A 15,627-nucleotide genomic window follows, 5' to 3' on the forward strand; every position below is an offset into this window, starting at 1 on the left:
CAGACCGAAGTCGCAGTCGCCATTGACATCGGCGGCCTCCAGCCGCCGATTGGCCGGTCCGCCAATCGACCCTGGAGCACAGATGAGCGACACCGGCGTTCGCCACGAGAAGTGGGAAGACATCCCACTGGAGACGGTCAAAGAGAACATCACGCGCAGGCTCTTCACCGGAGACCGCATGATGCTCGCCCATGTCTACCTAGACAAAGGCGCGATCGTACCGAAACACAGTCACGAGAACGAACAATTGACCTACATAGTGACCGGCTCGCTCCGCTTCTGGATCGGCGACGAGGGCACTGAAGGGTATCACGAGCGTGTAGTCGGCGCCGGCGAGGTCCTCTACCTGCCGTCCCACGTGCCGCATAGGGCGGAAGCGCTCGAAGACACGTTCGACCTGGATGTCTTTAGTCCGCCGCGCGAAGACTGGCTGGACGGATCTGACTCCTACTTCCACGACGAGGACTGACCTACATGGATCTCGGCATCAAGGGTAAGACAGCCCTCGTCTGTGGTTCGAGCTCGGGGCTCGGGCGCGCCATCGCGGACGCGCTCGCCGCGGAAGGCGCCAACTTGGTCATCAACTCCAGGTCTTCCGAAAAGCTCCAGCAAGTCCAGAGTGAGATCATTGCCGCATCAGGGGTTCGCGTCGAGATGGTCGAGGCTGACCTGACGGATCCGGCCGGCGTCGACGCCGTAGTCTCGGCAGCTCAGGAAGCGTTTGGCACCATCGACATTCTAGTGACCAACACGGGCGGTCCACCTGCCGGCCCCTTCGAGAATCACTCCGCCGAAGTCTGGAGCCAAGCCATCGCTCAGAACTTTGAGAGTGTGGTAAACCTCACGCGGGCTGTACTGCCCGGGATGAAAGAGCAGCGTTGGGGCCGCATCGTGAATGTCACCTCGATTTCTGTGAAGCAGCCCGTGGCTGGTCTCATTTTGTCCAACTCCATTCGGGCCGGCGTAACCGGATTCGCGAAGACGATCTCCAACGAAGTGGCCTCGTTCAACGTGACGGTGAATAACGTTCTGCCAGGGTTCACCCGCACAGAGCGGCTGATCCACTTGGCCGAAGCCGTCGCCGAACGTGACAGTCTCACGATTGAAGGCGCGTACGAGAGCTGGGAGGGCGAGATTCCCATGGGGCGTCTGGGGGACCCGCCAGAGCTAGGCGCGGTAGCAGCATTCTTATGTTCTGAGCAGGCTTCTTACGTAACCGGACAATCAGTCGCTGTGGACGGCGGCTGGATTAAAGGACTGTACTGATGGGTGCTGTCGGCTTTCAGGAATCGGATTGGATCTGGAAAAACGGTGAGATGATCGGCTGGCACGATGCCCAGCTTCACCTTCTGAGTACCGCCGTCCAGTTCGGCACGTCGGTCTTCGAGGGAATTCGTGCCTACGAGACGCCCAAGGGCCCAGCAATCTTCAAGCTGGACCAGCACCTCCGGCGCCTCATGGACTCGGCGAAGGTCTATCGCATGACTCCAGAGGATTACGGCCCTCCGGAGTTCAAGGAGGCGATCCTCGAAGTCGTGCGACGGAACAAGCTGGATTCCTGCTATATCCGCCCCATGATCCTTCGGGGCTACGGTTCGATCAGCCTCAACCCATACGCCAGCCCCATCGACTCTTATGTGGCCTCCTGGCCCTGGGGAGCCTACCTGGGTGAAGAGGCGCTCAAACACGGTGTGGACGTTTGTGTGTCGACGTGGTGGAGGGCGCATCCCAACACGATCCCCGTCGCCGCCAAAGCGGGGGGGCATTATGTGAGCGCCCAGCTCATGAAGATGGAAGCGATCGAGAACGGGTACGTGGACGCCATCGCGCTTGGGCCCGATGGGCTCGTGAGTGAGGGCAGCGGGATGAACATCTTCCTCGTGCGGGATGGCGTGGTCCTCACACCGTTCCTCGACGGGACATCGCTCAACGGCATCACCAGACACGCAGTCATCCAGTTGGCAAACGACCTCGGCTACACGGTCCGTGAACAGCATGTCCCTAGAGAGAGCCTCTACACAGCGGACGAGATCTTCTTCACAGGCACGGCCGCGGAAGTGACCCCGGTTCGGAGCGTCGACAGGATTCCGGTCGGAGCGGGAACCGCAGGGCCCGTCGGTCTCGCATTGCAGAAACACTTCTGGGAGACGGTTCGGGGTGAGAACGACGATCCGAACAACTTCCTGACCTATGTGAACGACTGACGGGGTCGTAACACTCGGACGATTCCGGGGCAGTCGTCTCGGGAGCAGATAGTGGATGGGACGATGAGAACGAAGACCGGACTCATTTTCGTTGTCGTGGTAACAGGCGGGCTCATGGCGGGGTGCGCCGACTCGAACGACGCTCGATCCGCACCGCAGTCGGTGGTTCGCGACAGCGCGGGCGTCACGATCGTCGAGAACGACATGCCGCAGCCGAACTCGAGACTCCCTTGGAGTATCTCAGCCAGCCCGACCGTCTCGATTGGCACACTCGAGGGTGAGGATGCCTACCAGCTCTTCCGGGTCTCCGACGCCATGCGACTCGAGGATGGGCGCATTGTGGTGGTCAACCGAGGCTCGAACGAGATGCGGGTCTTCGACGACGAAGGACTTCACCTGGCCTCCTGGGGCCGCGAGGGTGAAGGACCCGGCGAGTTCACGGGTATCATCGAGATCGACGCATGGGCTGGTGATTCGATCATGGCCTTCGATTCCCGGCAACGCCGGATCTCGATCTATGGGCTGGACGGAGTCCACGGGCGGACTTTTGCCCTCCATGACAACGAAGACCTCGTCGCTCCACAGTTCCGAGGGATATTGTCCAACGGGCGCCTGCTTGTGCGGTCCGGAGCGATCTTCCCCGTAGGTGAAATTCCGGACGGGCTGACCCGGTCTGATTACGAGCACGCCACGATCTCCCCGGACGGTGAGGACGCGCAGTCATTCGGTGTATTTCCGGGACAAGAGGCGTTCGTGGTAGCCGGGCCTGGATTCATGTCCGTCAACACCCACCCGTTCGGGCGGAACACAGTGCATACCTCGTGGGGTGCCGAGGTCGTCGTAAGTGCAACCGACACCTACGAATTGCAGGCCTTCGATCCGGACGGGGTGCCGACCCGCATCATCCGGCGAGGCCATCTGGCCTCATCACCGACCCAGGATCAACTAAACGCCTATTTCCTGGAACGTTACACCGACAGCGACCCAGAAGAGCGTGCTCAGCAGATGGAGAGGGTCGCGGAAATGCCGCTAGTGGACGCCTTCCCCGCTTATGCAGATGTGAAGTCGGATCCGCTCGGCCACCTGTGGGTCCAGGAGTACCAACTCCCTGGAGACGAACAGGTCATCTGGACCGTCTTCGACCGTGAGGGCCGGGTGCTGGGCTTCGTCGAGACACCGAGCGACTTAGAAGTCTTCGAGATCGGTCCCGACTATATTCTCGGGCGAACCCAGGACGACTTTGACGTCGAGTACGTCGAGCGGTGGGACCTGACGCGCTAACCGACCTACCAGTCAGGGCTCTCCAGCGAATCGAGCTTCTTCATGGCTGCGCTGAGGCGGGCAGCATCTTCGTCTGTGAGCACCTCGATCGGCACCATGTCCTCACGGCGCGTCCCGCGCCGTGTGAGCAGGCCCAAGAGCATGCCCGCGGTCAAAATAGCGATCGCAGGTAGAAAGTAGCCGATGAGATTGAAGCCCTCGGCCGGTGGCGACATCAACACGGTTTTTCCGAAGTCGGCAACGAATCCTGCCTGGATCACATCAACCGACTCCCCGGCTTCGAGCGCCTCCCGAATGCGAACCGACCAGACCGGAGCCGTCCCACACTGCATCTGGAACTGACACGAGTGCACGTCGAGCCCGCATCCACAATCACACTTCAGATTCGATTCAAGAATGAGAAGCTTTTCACCGAGTTCGCCGTTGTGGTAATGCCCGTCACGCGGGGCGTTCGGGTCATACCCTGCGTGCGAGGGCCCGGTGGATTGGGCAGCCATGCCGGCTGCGCCAAAGGTGAACATGGCCGTCAGAACGACCGCGGTTCTCATATGTCTCATGGTCTTTCCCTACCGATCAACCAACAGGAGCAGTCTCTAAGCGTGTTCTTCATTTTTAATTTACAACAAACCGTGACTCGGACCCTCAATTCCCTCTCGCCCCAGCGTCCGGATTCCTCGGATCTGCGGCACCCAACCGTTCACCGGTCCGAGCGTCGATCATGATCGAGTGCGCAGTCCCCTGCCCACCACCCATCTGGACGGTGTGCCCCATCGCTTCAAGCGCCGTGATGGCATCGGCCGAAGCACCATCTCCTTCGATGCGGATCCGGTCCGGCAACCACTGATGGTGAATACGCTTGGCGTTCACGGCTTCCTGAATGTTCATACCGAAGTCGACCACGTTCAGGATCACCTGCATGACCGTGTTGATGATCGTGCGGCCACCGGGGCTACCGACCACAGCGACCAGACGCCCGTCCTTCGCAACGATGCTCGGCGTCATGGAGGAGAGCATGCGCTGCTGGGGCCGCGCGAGGTTCGGGGTCGTCCCGATGAGGCCGGTTTCGTTCGTCAGGCCTGGTCCGGCATTGAAGTCACCCATCTCGTTGTTGAGTAAGAAGCCACCACCGGGCACGACGATCCCCGAGCCATAGCCAGATTCGAGAGTGTACGTGACAGAAACCGCCATCCCATTTCCATCCACGACTGAGTAGTGCGTGGTCTCCGGGCTCTCGTAGCCCATCGTGATATCCGAGGGCTGAGACGGGGTCGCCATGTCCGGCAAAATGCTAGCCCGCAACGCGGCAGCGTGGTCCTTACTGGTCAGTTCAAAGATCGGCATGTCCACAAAGTCCGGGTCGGCCAAGTACTGTGCTCGTTCCTTGAAGCCGCGGCGCATCGCCTCACTCAGGTGATGGATGTACGGCGCAGTGTTATGCCCGAGCGACGGCAGGTCGTATCCCTCGAGGATGTTCAACATCGTGACCATGGCCACCCCACCAGAACTCGGGGGCGGCATCGAGATGATGTCGTACCCACGGTAGGTACCCTTGATGGGGCTGCGCTCTCTAGCCTCATAGAGTTCGAGGTCGGCTTCGGTAATCAGCCCACCATTCGCGGCCATCTCTTCCGCGATGAGGCGCGCCGTCTCGCCGCTGTAGAACCCATCGCGGCGATTGAGCATGATGCGTTGGAGGGTTCGGCCCAAATCGGCTTGCCGGAACGTCTCGCCCTCTCCGAATGGCGTCCCATTGTTTGAGAACTGTGCCACCGTCGCTGGATGAGCATTCGTGCGCTCCACGAGCCGACTCAACCCACCGGCCAGGCGACCACTCAGTTCGAATCCGTCCTGTGCGAGCGCGACCGAGGGATAGACCAGCCGCTCCCAATTCATGTCGCCGTAGAGCCGGTGCGCTTTGTCAAAGCCCGCGACCGTACCTGGGACGCCTACGGCCATATGGCTGCGGTGGTGGATCTGAGATGAGTACTCCCCGTTTTCGTCCAACCACATCAACGGGTCTGCGGCGAGCGGTGCCTTTTCGCGAAAGTCGATTGCGGTGGACTGCCCGTTCGGGAAGCGGATCACCATGAAGCCGCCCCCGCCAATGTTGCCCGCAGAGGGATGCGTGACGGCCAACGCGAAGCCTGTGGCGATCGCGGCGTCCACGGCGTTTCCACCCGCAGCGAGCACGTCGCGGCCGACCTCTGAGGCGATCCACTGCGTGGACACGACCATCCCGGAGCCGGCACGGACAGGCTCAGAGGCTTGTGCCACCAAGGCTGCAGGCGCGGCTACGAGCGAAAAGGCGACAGTCAGAAGTGCGGCGATGTGCCACGCACGATTGGTACGCATCGAAACCTCGAAGAACAAGTCCAAAACCTCAGCGAAGACCGCAAGATCCGACGAGCCGGCCCGTCGCGCCAGCCGCCCCGCCTTTGGATTGCCCGACACCGCGCCACGGGTTACTTCATTGGCCCTCTGAGGCTGCTGAACCAAGACATCGAGGCTGTACGGGATGACGATCAAGAGACGGGACTTTCTCAAGAAGGCGGGAGTTGGAGCGGGCGCGGCTGCACTGGGCGCGTGTTCGAGCGACGGCGGCGGCGGTAGTGTCTCGGCGGAGGGCGTCTCCGGACCTCGCGTTAACTGGCGCCTTACGGGGAGCTTCGGGCCCGGCGCGGACATCCTTTACGGTGCTGGCGAGCGGCTCGCTGAGCGTGTTTCCGAGATGACGGGCGGCAACTTCAACATCCGAGTCTACGCTGCCGGTGAGATCGTGCCCCCACTCCAGGTCATGGACGGAGTCATGCAAGGCACAGTCCAGTGCGGCATCTCGCCTGGCTACTACTACACTGGAAAGCACCCTGCCCTTGCCTTCGATGCTGCGGTGCCGTTCGGCCTCAACTGCCGCCAACAGATCTCGTGGTTGTATCACGGAGGCGGACTCGATCTTCTAAACAACATCTACGCTGACTTCGGCCTCATCACCTTCCCCGTGTCGTCCACGGGTGGACAAATGGGTGGGTGGTTCCGCGAGCCGATCAACAGCCTGGCCGACATTCAGGGTCTGCGCATGCGCATTCCGGGCATGGGCGGCGAGATCATGACCCGGTTAGGCGTGACCGTGCAAGTGCTAGCCGGCGCCGAGATCTACCCCGCCCTAGAGCGCGGTGCGATCGACGCTACCGAGTGGGTCGGCCCTCACGACGATTTGAAGAGCGGCTTCCACCAGGTCGCGAAGAACTACTACTACCCAGGGTGGTGGGAACCGGGCGTGACAATGAGCCTGCTCACGAACCAGGCCGCATACGACGAGCTACCGGCTGCGTATCAAGCAATACTTCGAACCGCGTGCGGAGAGACGATCTCAAGCACGCTCGCCAGCTACGATGCGGCGAACCCGGCAGCACTCAACGTCCTGACCAGCGAGCACGGTGTGATCGTCCGGGAATACCCGAACGAGATCATGGAAGCAGCCTGGACCGAATCCATGGACTTCCTGGAGGAGCAGGCGGCCGGGGACGCGGTCACCAACGAGGTCTACCAGTCTTGGAAGGCCTTCAGGGATATGTCGTTCCCATACGCGGCAGGCAACGAGCTGAGCTACGCTCAGTTCGCCTTCCCGAGAGTCGGGAATCCGATCGGCTAACTCCAGTTTGGCAAAGAAAAAGCGGGCCCCGATTCGTCGGGGTCCGCTTTTTTTATCTGCACCCTCACGCAGGCTCTACCCCGAACGCAGCGCCTCAACCGGGCTCACTCGAGATGCCCGCCTGGCCGGGCGCCAAGACGCCAACAGGCTCACTGCGGCCAGCAGGACGGGCGCTACAACGAACGTCGCCGGGTCCGTAGTCGACACGTCGAAAAACGGGCCCTGCATCACGCCGAAGAGCCCGATCGCTCTCCAACACAATCCACAGTGTGGATGAAACGTCTTCGATCAGGGCGCTTCGATATCCAGTACCCGGTAGCAATACCACGCAGCAGCGCTCCGCCAAGGAGCGTAGGGTTCACCGAGCGGCCCGAGCTCCTTCTGTGTCGGATACTCGCCCAGGCCATGGACCTTTGCGTAACCAGCGCGCACGCCGAGGTCACCGGTGGGCCACACGTCAGGCCTGAAGAGCCTGAAGATCAGGTACATCTGAGCGGTCCACTCGCCGATCCCCTTCACGAGCACGAGACGACGAATCACTTCTTCGTTCGTATGCTCGTCCAGGTCGTGAATTTCGACCTCCCCGGAGCGCACTTTCTGGGCGAGATCGCGGATCGCAGCGAGTTTCGCTCGCGACAACCCAGTGCCCCGCAGGGTCGTCTCCCTGACGCGCAGCACTTTCGCGGGCGTCACTTCGCCTTTGAGGGCCTTACAAAAACGTCCGTGGATCGTTGATGCGGCCGCACCGGCGAGCTGCTGGTAACAGATGGCCCGAGCCAGGTAGAAGAACGGCTCTTCGGTCGCCACGGGAAGCCGGATTGTCCCGATCGCCTTCACCCACGGTCCGAATAGCGGGTCCGCCCCCAGCTTTCGTCGTCCGCCCGTCCAAACGGTCTTCAAGTCGCCGGACATCGTTCTACTTCGGCACCGCCATCCAGACGACGCCTGCGAGTACGACAACCTGGATCACGATAAACGGAATCACACCACGATAAATCGACTGCGTGGAAATCGTGCTCGGGGTGACCCCTCTCAGGTAGAACAGACTGAACCCGAAGGGAGGTGTCAGGAACGATGTCTGGAGGTTCACCGCGAGAACGATTCCCAGCCAAGTGAGATCGACTCCGAGTGCCAAGGCGGCCGGCACGATAAGCGGCACGATGATGAAGGCGATCTCGAAGAAGTCGATGAAGAACCCGAGCAGGAAGACGACCACGTTCACGACAATGAGGAATCCGAGCGCTCCACCCGGGATCCCCGTCAGGAGTCCCTCGATCCACAGATCGCCGTCCAACCCGCGGAAGACGAGCGCGAAGGCCGTCGAACCAATGAGGAGGAACACCACCATGATCGTGAGGCGGCTGGTTTCTTCCATCGCGGCATTCAGCGCCTTCATGGACAACTGCCGGTTCAACGCCGCGAGTACCATCGCACCTACGGCACCGAGTGCACCCGCTTCAGTCGGGGTCGCGACACCCGCGAAGATGCTCCCGAGCACCACAACGATGAGCGCGAGAGGGGGCAACAACGACAGCACGACTCGCTTTAAGAGCTCAAAGCCCTTCAGTCGCATCGACTCGGGAAGCGCGGGCGCGACGGTCTTGTTCACGATGGCCAAGCCCGCGATGTAGACCGCATACCCTCCGGTCAGGATCAGGCCTGGCACCAAGGCGGCACGGAAAAGATCGCCCACGCTGACGCCCATTTGGTCGCCAAGGACGATCAGGACGATCGACGGCGGAATGATCTGACCCAAGGTCCCGGACGCTGCGATCACACCTAGGCTGAGCTTCTCGTCGTACCCGTTTCGCTGCATAACCGGCAGGGAAATCAGGCCCATGGCGGTGACGCTGGCCCCTACGACACCCGTGGCCGCCGCGAGCAGGGCTCCCACGAACACCACCCCGATCGCGAGGCCGCCGCGGAAGCGTCCGAACAGGACGCCGATCGTCTCGAGTAGTTGCTCCGCCAGCTTGGACTTCTCGAGCACCGTACCCATAAAGATGAAGAACGGAACCGCGAGCAGGACCTGGTTCGACATCGTTCCGAACGTGCGCTCGGGTAACGCGAACAAGAGCGGCAGCGGGAACAGATCGAACAGAGAAGCCAGTCCAGCAAAAATCAGCGCGGTCCCCCCGAGCGCGAACGCCACGGGATACCCACTGAAGATCATCATCAGGACCACCCCGAACATCGCCGGACCCCAGAGATTCATGCGTGCACCTCCGGGTTCTCATCCGGCTCGGGAGCGACGCCTCGGATGATCTCCACTTGCTTCACGATCTGGCTGAAGCCTTGGAGTGCGAGCAACCCGAACGCGAACAAGATGACGATCTTGATGGGCCACCTGGGCAAACCACCGGGGTCCGGCGAGGTCTCCATGAGCTGCACCGACGAGCGAACCGCCGGCCACGACAGGTAGAGCATGACTAGGGAGAACGGGAGTAAAAAAATCACGGTTCCAACCAGGTCGACCCACGCCTGCTTCTTGGCACTCAGCTTCTCGTAGAGCACATCGACGCGGACATGTACGTTCTGGTTCAGTCCGTACGCCGCGCCCAGCAGGAAGATGAGACTGAATAGATACCACTGGAGTTCGGTGGGCGGCGTGAGGTTGAGCGAAAGCCCCAAGCCCCGCCCGAAGTAGCGAAGGACAGCCGTGCCCGCGCCGACCAACACCATGATCAAGGTCAACCACTTGATGCCGTAGCCAATCTTGTCGTTCAGTCCGTCGACCAGATTGGCGAGCCGTTTCAGAATTTCCATGGGCGGAGAATGGGCGCGGACGTTGATGCGGGCAATGCCGTCAGAGCAGATAGCCGCCGTCAACCGGAAGTACCACTCCGGTGATGTGACGAGCCGCTTCGGAGCAAAAGAAGACCACCGCTCCTGCCACGTCCTGAGGATCACCAAGCCGTCCGAGCGCCGAACGCTCGCGTGCCCGATCCAGGTTCTCGGAAGGGACACCCTCCGTGAGTCTCGTGGTTCGAATGTACCCGGGGGCCACCGCGTTCACGTTGATGTTCTTAGGACCGAGTTCGATCGCCGTACTTTCCGTAAGGCCAATCAAGCCGGCCTTGGACGACGCATAGTTCGAGATCCCGAACTCACTCTTGATGCCGTGTACCGACGTCACGTTCACGATCTTCCCGTACTCCTGAGCTCTCAGGAACGGAGTGACCGCGCGGGTAAAGAAAAAAGCTCCGTCCAAATTGGTCCGCACCACCGCTTCCCACTCGTGGTCCTGCATGTGCCACATCGCTCGATCGCGCCCGATTCCAGCGTTATTGATGAGGATCTGAACACCTCCGAGCTCTTCAGTGGCTTCGGCAACGAACGAGTTCACATCCTGACTTTCACGGACGTCACACTCGCGGAAGAACACACGGACTTCGTGTTGGCGTAGTTCTCGAGCCACCGCCTGAGCGTCCAGTCGAGACTGTGACCCGGCGTCGAGGAAGCAGAACGCGATATCGACACCGCACTGACCGAGTTCCAACGCCACAGCCCGTCCGATCCCGCTGGACCCACCCGTAATGATCGCGATCTGGCCGCGGAGGTGACTCGCATCGAAAAGTGGCTGCGGTTGAGTTTCCTGGGTGACCTCGTCGAGCAGCGCTTCTACCGCGTCCGAGGACGACTCTGAGAACGGGTTCTCTGACATGGGAACACCGTATGCCCCGCCCCCCCGCCTTGGCAACGGCGCGGCGCGCGAACGGGCTAACGTGAAGTCCTACTGGACTCCCTCAGGTACCCTGAGCCGGCACCCAAGGCCCCGAATCGTCTGGATCCAAGCTCCCGTCTCTCCGAGCTTGGCGCGTAGCCGACGCACGTGCATGTCGACAGTGCGGGTGTGGGTTGGTTCCGACACACTTACCTGGACATCCCAGGCCTTCTCGAGGACCCCTCATCCACCGCGTTGAGCCGGCTGAGTGGTCACGCTAGCTCTCCGCGCAAACGGCTCTGATCTCCTGCTCGCTCAGGGTATGGTCCGTACTCTTCGCAACGTCGAACACGCGGCTGCAGAGCGCATCGTCGTTTGGGTCGAACCCATGTTCGCGGAGCCAATACTTCACGTTCGACAGACCCGACATCGGCCCGACCTCGATACGTTGGCGAAGTCCCACCATCGACGCGGGAATACCCGAATAGATGCGATCGGCCAGCCAGGCATCTCCTTTGGCCTCCGCCTTCACGATGGCAGCAGCATGAACGCCAGTTCCGGTGCGGAACGCGTCCTCACCAACAACCGGATAAGAATGGACCAGCGGGACTCCGCAGGCTCTAGCGGTCAGCCGGCAGTACTCCGGAAGCGTCGTTAGATCCGCGTCGTGCACGCCGAGGAGCTTGAGGTTGACCAGGAGCAGGTCCATCTCCGTATTGCCGCTCCGCTCTCCAATTCCAAGAGCCGTTCCGTGAACCCGCGTAGCACCGGCTTCGATCGCGGCCAGCGCGTTGGCCAGCCCGAATCCACGATCACGATGCCCGTGCCAGTCGACGCCGATGTCTTCTCCGGACGGCTCGACGATTTCCTCGATGACAAAGCGCACCAAGGCCCTCGTTCCTTCCGGTGTGGCATGCCCAACCGTGTCCGCGAGGCAGAGCCGCTTCGCTCCCCACTCGATCGCGGCAGTGTAGATCGCCTTTAGGTCATCGGGGCGAGTTCGGGTGGTGTCCTCCGTCACCATCAGGACGGGCAGACCCTGGGCAACGGCGAAGGTCACAGCCTCCTCCGAGGTCGCCAAGATCTTGTCGAGCGTCCACTCCTCGGTGTACTGCCGAATGGGGGAGCTCCCAATAAACGTGCAGACCTCGATGGAGACGCCGACGGATTGGCTGATCTCAGCGATCGGCTCTACGTCCGCGATCATCGTCCGGGCCGCGCAGTTCGCTGTGATGGACAAACCCGAGTCCACGATCTCCTGGGCTAAGCCGCGGACGGCGTTCACCGCGCGTGGCCCAGCGCCCGGGAGGCCAATGTCGGCCGTATGGATGCCCAGCCCATCCATGAGGTGGAGCAGCTCGATCTTGTCCCCGATCGAGGGATCCACCACGGACGAATTTTGCAGCCCGTCACGAAGGGTCTCATCATCGAGTTGGATCTCGCCGACGGCAGACCAGTCGAAGCTCGACTCGGACTGGTTCCAGTCATGGATCAAGTCCTTCTCTTTCAACACGAAGTCCCCCTGTTGAGTTGCCGAAGTCAGCAGCACGGTGAAGTTAACAGACCCCAGCCACATCTCCCTAGCCGGGAGGGAGAACCTGTCGGGCCGGGTGGTTATCTTCGGACTCAAGGCCGCGCCCTGAGCGGCGCTGCAACCAACAACCTTCCAGGTCCCGATGCCCGAAGACGCCCTTCCTGAACGAGATCCGGCCCTCGAAGCAGCCCAACGCGCGCGCGCCAGCACACACTTTTCTGTCGCCCGCACCACACTCCGCGATACCGACGAACGTACTCTCTCGGAGCAGGTCGAACTGACTGAAATCGAGGCACCTCCGTTCGGCGAAGCGACTCGAGGAGTCCGTATGGGCGAACTCATGGAGGACGCCGGACTTGTCGACATCACCACCGATGCCGTTGGAAACGTGTGCGGCTGGCTGGCCGAACCGGGGCCGGGGCCATCCCCACTCGTCGTGTCGGCCCACTTGGATACGGTCTTTCCAGCCGGCACAGATGTGCGAGTGCGGCGTGAAGGGAACCGGTTCCACGGTCCAGGGATCGGTGACGATGGACGCGGACTGGCAGCTCTATTGGCTGTTGCCCGCACCATGTCCCAGGCCGGCATTCGTCTTGTCTCGCCGGTGCTCTTCGTAGCAACGGTCGGGGAAGAAGGTGTCGGGAACCTGCGGGGCGTCCGGCACTTGTTCGGAGTCGACGGAGCCGGAAACGACGCGTGCGGCTTCATCTCACTCGATGGCGCAGGTCATGAGAGTATCGTGAACGCGGGCGTGGGCTCCCGACGTTATCGGGTCACGGCGACAGGGCCGGGAGGCCATTCGTGGGCCGACTTCGGTCTGGCGAATCCTCTGCACGCGCTGGGGGACGCAATCGCCTCCCTGCGTCGGATCAAGCCAGGCGAAGGGGCCACCCTCACAGTTGGCAGAATCGCGGGCGGGACCAGTGTGAACGCGATCCCTGAAGACGTGTGGCTAGAAATGGAGGTCAGGAGTACTTCCGAGGGACGACTCGACTCCCTCGACCAGGACGTGCACGAGCGCCTCACTCTAGCCATTGCGGACGAAAACTCGCGGCGCAAAAAAGGGAGTGCTGCGCTCACCTTGGACATTGAGGACATCGGGAGTCGCCCTGGCGGCTCCACATCGGCCCAGGCGCCTCTCGTGCAAGCGGCGATCGCAGCCACAGAAGGACTGGGCTACCGCGCGCAGCTGATCCCCTCATCCACGGATGCGAACGTGCCCATGTCGCTCGGCATTCCGAGTGTGACCCTAGGCGCTGGAGGCGGAATGGGGCGCGCGCATACCCTTGATGAGTGGTACGACAACACCAACGGCACTCTGGGCATTGAACGCGCGATCTTGACGCTCATGACGCTGGACGGGATGGGCTGACCCCCTCCCTAGAGAGCCCCTTTAGCGAGTCCCTCTAAGCACCTTCAAACCGCGAGTGATCCGCCACGGACATGGATCCTGAAGCACTCTTGATCACAGAGTGTGCTCCCACGATCGAGTCGTGCAGGTCACTGTTCTCGATCACCGCTCCCGGCCCGACAACACTGCTCACGAGCGTCGATCCCTCCACCCGCGCCCCGGCTTCGAGCGTCACACCCGGCCCGATGGTGCCGCCACGGACAACGACGTCCACCTCGATACGAACGGGCTCCACGAGCTCAGCGCCTTCAACTGATGCAGACGGGTCGACACCGCCCAGCTCGCCCTCAATGAGGTGTTGGTTGGTCTCGATCAGCGTTTCAGGCTTCCCCGCGTCCCAGAAGCCCTCTACTGGAGCCGGCACGAGCTTGGCACCATGGTCCACCATGTACTGGAACGCATCCGTCAGGAAGAACTCCCCCTGCTTCCCCGGTCCGGCGGCGAGCGTATGTCGCACGCCACGGAAAAGCAGTTCATGATCCCGGATGTAGTAAAGGCCGATGTTCGCCAACTTCGAGATCGGCTCCGACGGCTTTTCGATGATCTGCGCCATGTTGCCGTCGTCGTCCGTCACGATCACTCCGTAACGCTGGTAGTCTTCGACTACTTTCGCCCAGATCAGCCCCGACGACTCCTCGCCCAACCGCGCGATCATTCCGTAGTCGACTTCGAAGACTGCATCAGGGAACGCGACGATCACTTCTTCGTCGATGTACGGCTCGGCAAGAGCCACCGCACCCGCAGTCCCATCTTGGACCTCCTGAACCACGTAGTGGCCACGAACGTTCGGGTACTCGCGCTCGATCCACTCGCGCATCTCGTCTCTGAGATAGCCGACAATGAAGACCATCTCCTCGACGCCAAGCGCAACCAGGTCGTCCATGAGGAAGCTCAAGACGGGCTTGCCCGCGACCTTCATCAGGCCCTTGGGGGTATGCAAGGTGTGCGGTCGGAGGCGCGTGCCTTTCCCGGCCAAGGGCATGACAGCTTTCATTGACTCAGGGCGTAGCGGGGGTCGTTCGACAGCGCCACACTATAAGGGTCCACGAAAGCGCTGTGTAGACCTAGTTACCTCCCGACCGTTGGGACTTCAACGAAAATGACCTTACAAATCACCCCCCTGACTCTGCTGCTCGCCGCCTGCGGGGGCATGCAGGCCGGCGCCCAACCTCAGGTCGCGAAAGGTGCGGACAGGCTGCATGTGTACGAAGTCGCAACCGGAATCGCGGTGCAGGCAGCCCAACAGGGATTCATTGAGGTCTCGGGGACGGGCTCTGTTTCGGTGGAGTCTGACCTCGCACATGTGTCGTTCGCGGTGGAGACGCGTCGCCCGAGCGCCGCAGAGGCAGCCAGTGGCAACGCCACCCTCATGGAGAGCGTCCTCGGTGCTATCCGGGAGGCCGGACTCGGCTCGCCCCGCATAGAGACCTTCGGATATCAGCTGAGACCGGAATACACCCGCGCGGATGGGAATCGGCCGGCAGAGATCTCCAGCTACGTGGCAGCCAACAACATTCGAGTCACGTTGGATGACGTCACGGTCGTAGGCCAAGTACTCGACATCGCGATCGAGGCTGGGGCCAATCGAGTGTCTGGACTCTCGTTCAGCGCCTCGAATACAAACGGTGCAGAAGCTGAGGCGCTGACTCAGGCCGTAGGGGACGCGCGTAGGCAGGCGTTGACCATTGCTGTGGCGCTCGGGCACGAACTGGGCGCCGCGCTAGAGGTCTATCTGGGGTCACGACCCGTTGGGAGCGCGAGGGAGGCAGGCGGACTCATGCAGTACCGCGACTCCACCCCGATAGAACCCACCGAACAGACCGTGTCCTCCACTGTCACGGTTCGGTTCGCCCTTGGGCCGGAGATCTCCCAGCGTTGACTCCC

15 protein-coding genes and 1 pseudogene are annotated in these 15,627 nt (G+C 61.7%); 7 read left to right on the forward strand and 9 right to left on the reverse strand.

What is annotated here, in order from left to right; translation table 11 throughout:
* Nucleotides 1-82 precede the first annotated feature (82 nt).
* The 4 genes from P8L30_03980 to P8L30_03995 all read left to right on the forward strand — a co-directional run bounded on the left by P8L30_03980 (nucleotide 83) and on the right by P8L30_03995 (nucleotide 3,485).
* Nucleotides 83-469 (forward strand): cupin domain-containing protein, encoded by a 387-nt coding sequence (locus tag P8L30_03980; protein ID MDG2239335.1) that lies wholly within the window; start codon nucleotides 83-85, stop codon nucleotides 467-469.
* A 5-nt stretch (nucleotides 470-474) separates the two neighbouring features.
* Nucleotides 475-1,266 carry an SDR family oxidoreductase gene (locus tag P8L30_03985; protein MDG2239336.1) on the forward strand — a complete coding sequence of 264 codons (792 nt, stop codon included), beginning with the start codon at nucleotides 475-477 and terminating at the stop codon, nucleotides 1,264-1,266.
* Nucleotides 1,266-2,204 (forward strand): branched-chain amino acid transaminase, encoded by a 939-nt coding sequence (locus tag P8L30_03990; GenBank protein MDG2239337.1) that lies wholly within the window; start codon nucleotides 1,266-1,268, stop codon nucleotides 2,202-2,204. Before P8L30_03985 ends, P8L30_03990 begins: the two co-directional genes overlap by 1 nt.
* A gap of 63 nt (nucleotides 2,205-2,267) precedes the next feature.
* Nucleotides 2,268-3,485, forward strand: coding sequence for a 6-bladed beta-propeller (locus P8L30_03995; protein ID MDG2239338.1), 1,218 nt, complete (start codon nucleotides 2,268-2,270; stop codon nucleotides 3,483-3,485).
* A gap of 5 nt (nucleotides 3,486-3,490) precedes the next feature.
* Here P8L30_03995 and P8L30_04000 read toward each other — a convergent pair whose 3' ends face one another.
* Nucleotides 3,491-4,042, reverse strand: a complete 552-nt coding sequence (locus P8L30_04000) for a cytochrome c-type biogenesis protein CcmH (GenBank protein MDG2239339.1) — start codon at nucleotides 4,040-4,042, stop codon at nucleotides 3,491-3,493.
* An 85-nt stretch (nucleotides 4,043-4,127) separates the two neighbouring features.
* Complete coding sequence (ggt, locus tag P8L30_04005) at nucleotides 4,128-6,011, reverse strand: gamma-glutamyltransferase (GenBank protein MDG2239340.1); 1,884 nt, start codon at nucleotides 6,009-6,011, stop codon at nucleotides 4,128-4,130.
* Here ggt and dctP point away from each other — a divergent pair.
* A complete protein-coding gene (dctP, locus tag P8L30_04010) occupies nucleotides 6,001-7,134 on the forward strand; it encodes a TRAP transporter substrate-binding protein DctP (GenBank protein MDG2239341.1) in 1,134 nt (377 codons plus the stop codon). The genes ggt and dctP overlap by 11 nt on opposite strands.
* A gap of 288 nt (nucleotides 7,135-7,422) precedes the next feature.
* Here the strand turns inward: dctP and P8L30_04015 are convergent, their stop codons facing one another.
* The 6 genes and pseudogenes from P8L30_04015 to P8L30_04040 form a co-directional block, all read right to left on the reverse strand.
* Nucleotides 7,423-8,046, reverse strand: a complete 624-nt coding sequence (locus P8L30_04015; GenBank protein ID MDG2239342.1) for a hypothetical protein — start codon at nucleotides 8,044-8,046, stop codon at nucleotides 7,423-7,425.
* Between the two features lie 4 nt (nucleotides 8,047-8,050).
* A complete protein-coding gene (locus P8L30_04020) occupies nucleotides 8,051-9,349 on the reverse strand; it encodes a TRAP transporter large permease subunit (GenBank protein MDG2239343.1) in 1,299 nt (432 codons plus the stop codon).
* Nucleotides 9,346-9,900 (reverse strand): TRAP transporter small permease subunit, encoded by a 555-nt coding sequence (locus P8L30_04025; GenBank protein ID MDG2239344.1) that lies wholly within the window; start codon nucleotides 9,898-9,900, stop codon nucleotides 9,346-9,348. The genes P8L30_04020 and P8L30_04025 overlap by 4 nt, the downstream gene beginning before the upstream one ends.
* 40 nt (nucleotides 9,901-9,940) lie before the next feature.
* Complete coding sequence (locus P8L30_04030; protein MDG2239345.1) at nucleotides 9,941-10,798, reverse strand: 3-oxoacyl-ACP reductase FabG; 858 nt, start codon at nucleotides 10,796-10,798, stop codon at nucleotides 9,941-9,943.
* A gap of 69 nt (nucleotides 10,799-10,867) precedes the next feature.
* Nucleotides 10,868-11,017 (reverse strand): annotated as a pseudogene (locus P8L30_04035) (winged helix-turn-helix domain-containing protein).
* 58 nt (nucleotides 11,018-11,075) lie between these two features.
* Nucleotides 11,076-12,311: a LeuA family protein gene (locus P8L30_04040; protein ID MDG2239346.1), complete on the reverse strand. Its 1,236-nt coding sequence runs from the start codon at nucleotides 12,309-12,311 to the stop codon at nucleotides 11,076-11,078.
* A 163-nt stretch (nucleotides 12,312-12,474) separates the two neighbouring features.
* Between P8L30_04040 and P8L30_04045 the strand changes: the two genes are divergently transcribed.
* Nucleotides 12,475-13,704 carry a M20/M25/M40 family metallo-hydrolase gene (locus tag P8L30_04045; GenBank protein MDG2239347.1) on the forward strand — a complete coding sequence of 410 codons (1,230 nt, stop codon included), beginning with the start codon at nucleotides 12,475-12,477 and terminating at the stop codon, nucleotides 13,702-13,704.
* Between the two features lie 34 nt (nucleotides 13,705-13,738).
* On the opposite strand, the gene P8L30_04050 is transcribed toward P8L30_04045, so the two are convergent.
* Entirely contained in the window at nucleotides 13,739-14,725 is a 987-nt protein-coding gene (locus P8L30_04050; GenBank protein ID MDG2239348.1) for a sugar phosphate nucleotidyltransferase, read from the reverse strand.
* Between the two features lie 117 nt (nucleotides 14,726-14,842).
* Between P8L30_04050 and P8L30_04055 the strand changes: the two genes are divergently transcribed.
* On the forward strand, nucleotides 14,843-15,622 hold the full coding sequence (locus tag P8L30_04055; GenBank protein ID MDG2239349.1) for an SIMPL domain-containing protein: 780 nt from the start codon (nucleotides 14,843-14,845) through the stop codon (nucleotides 15,620-15,622).
* Nucleotides 15,623-15,627: the final 5 nt, after the last annotated feature.

The organism is Longimicrobiales bacterium (assembly GCA_029245345.1).
Classification (GTDB): domain Bacteria; phylum Gemmatimonadota; class Gemmatimonadetes; order Longimicrobiales; family Gaopeijiaceae; genus CALFPJ01.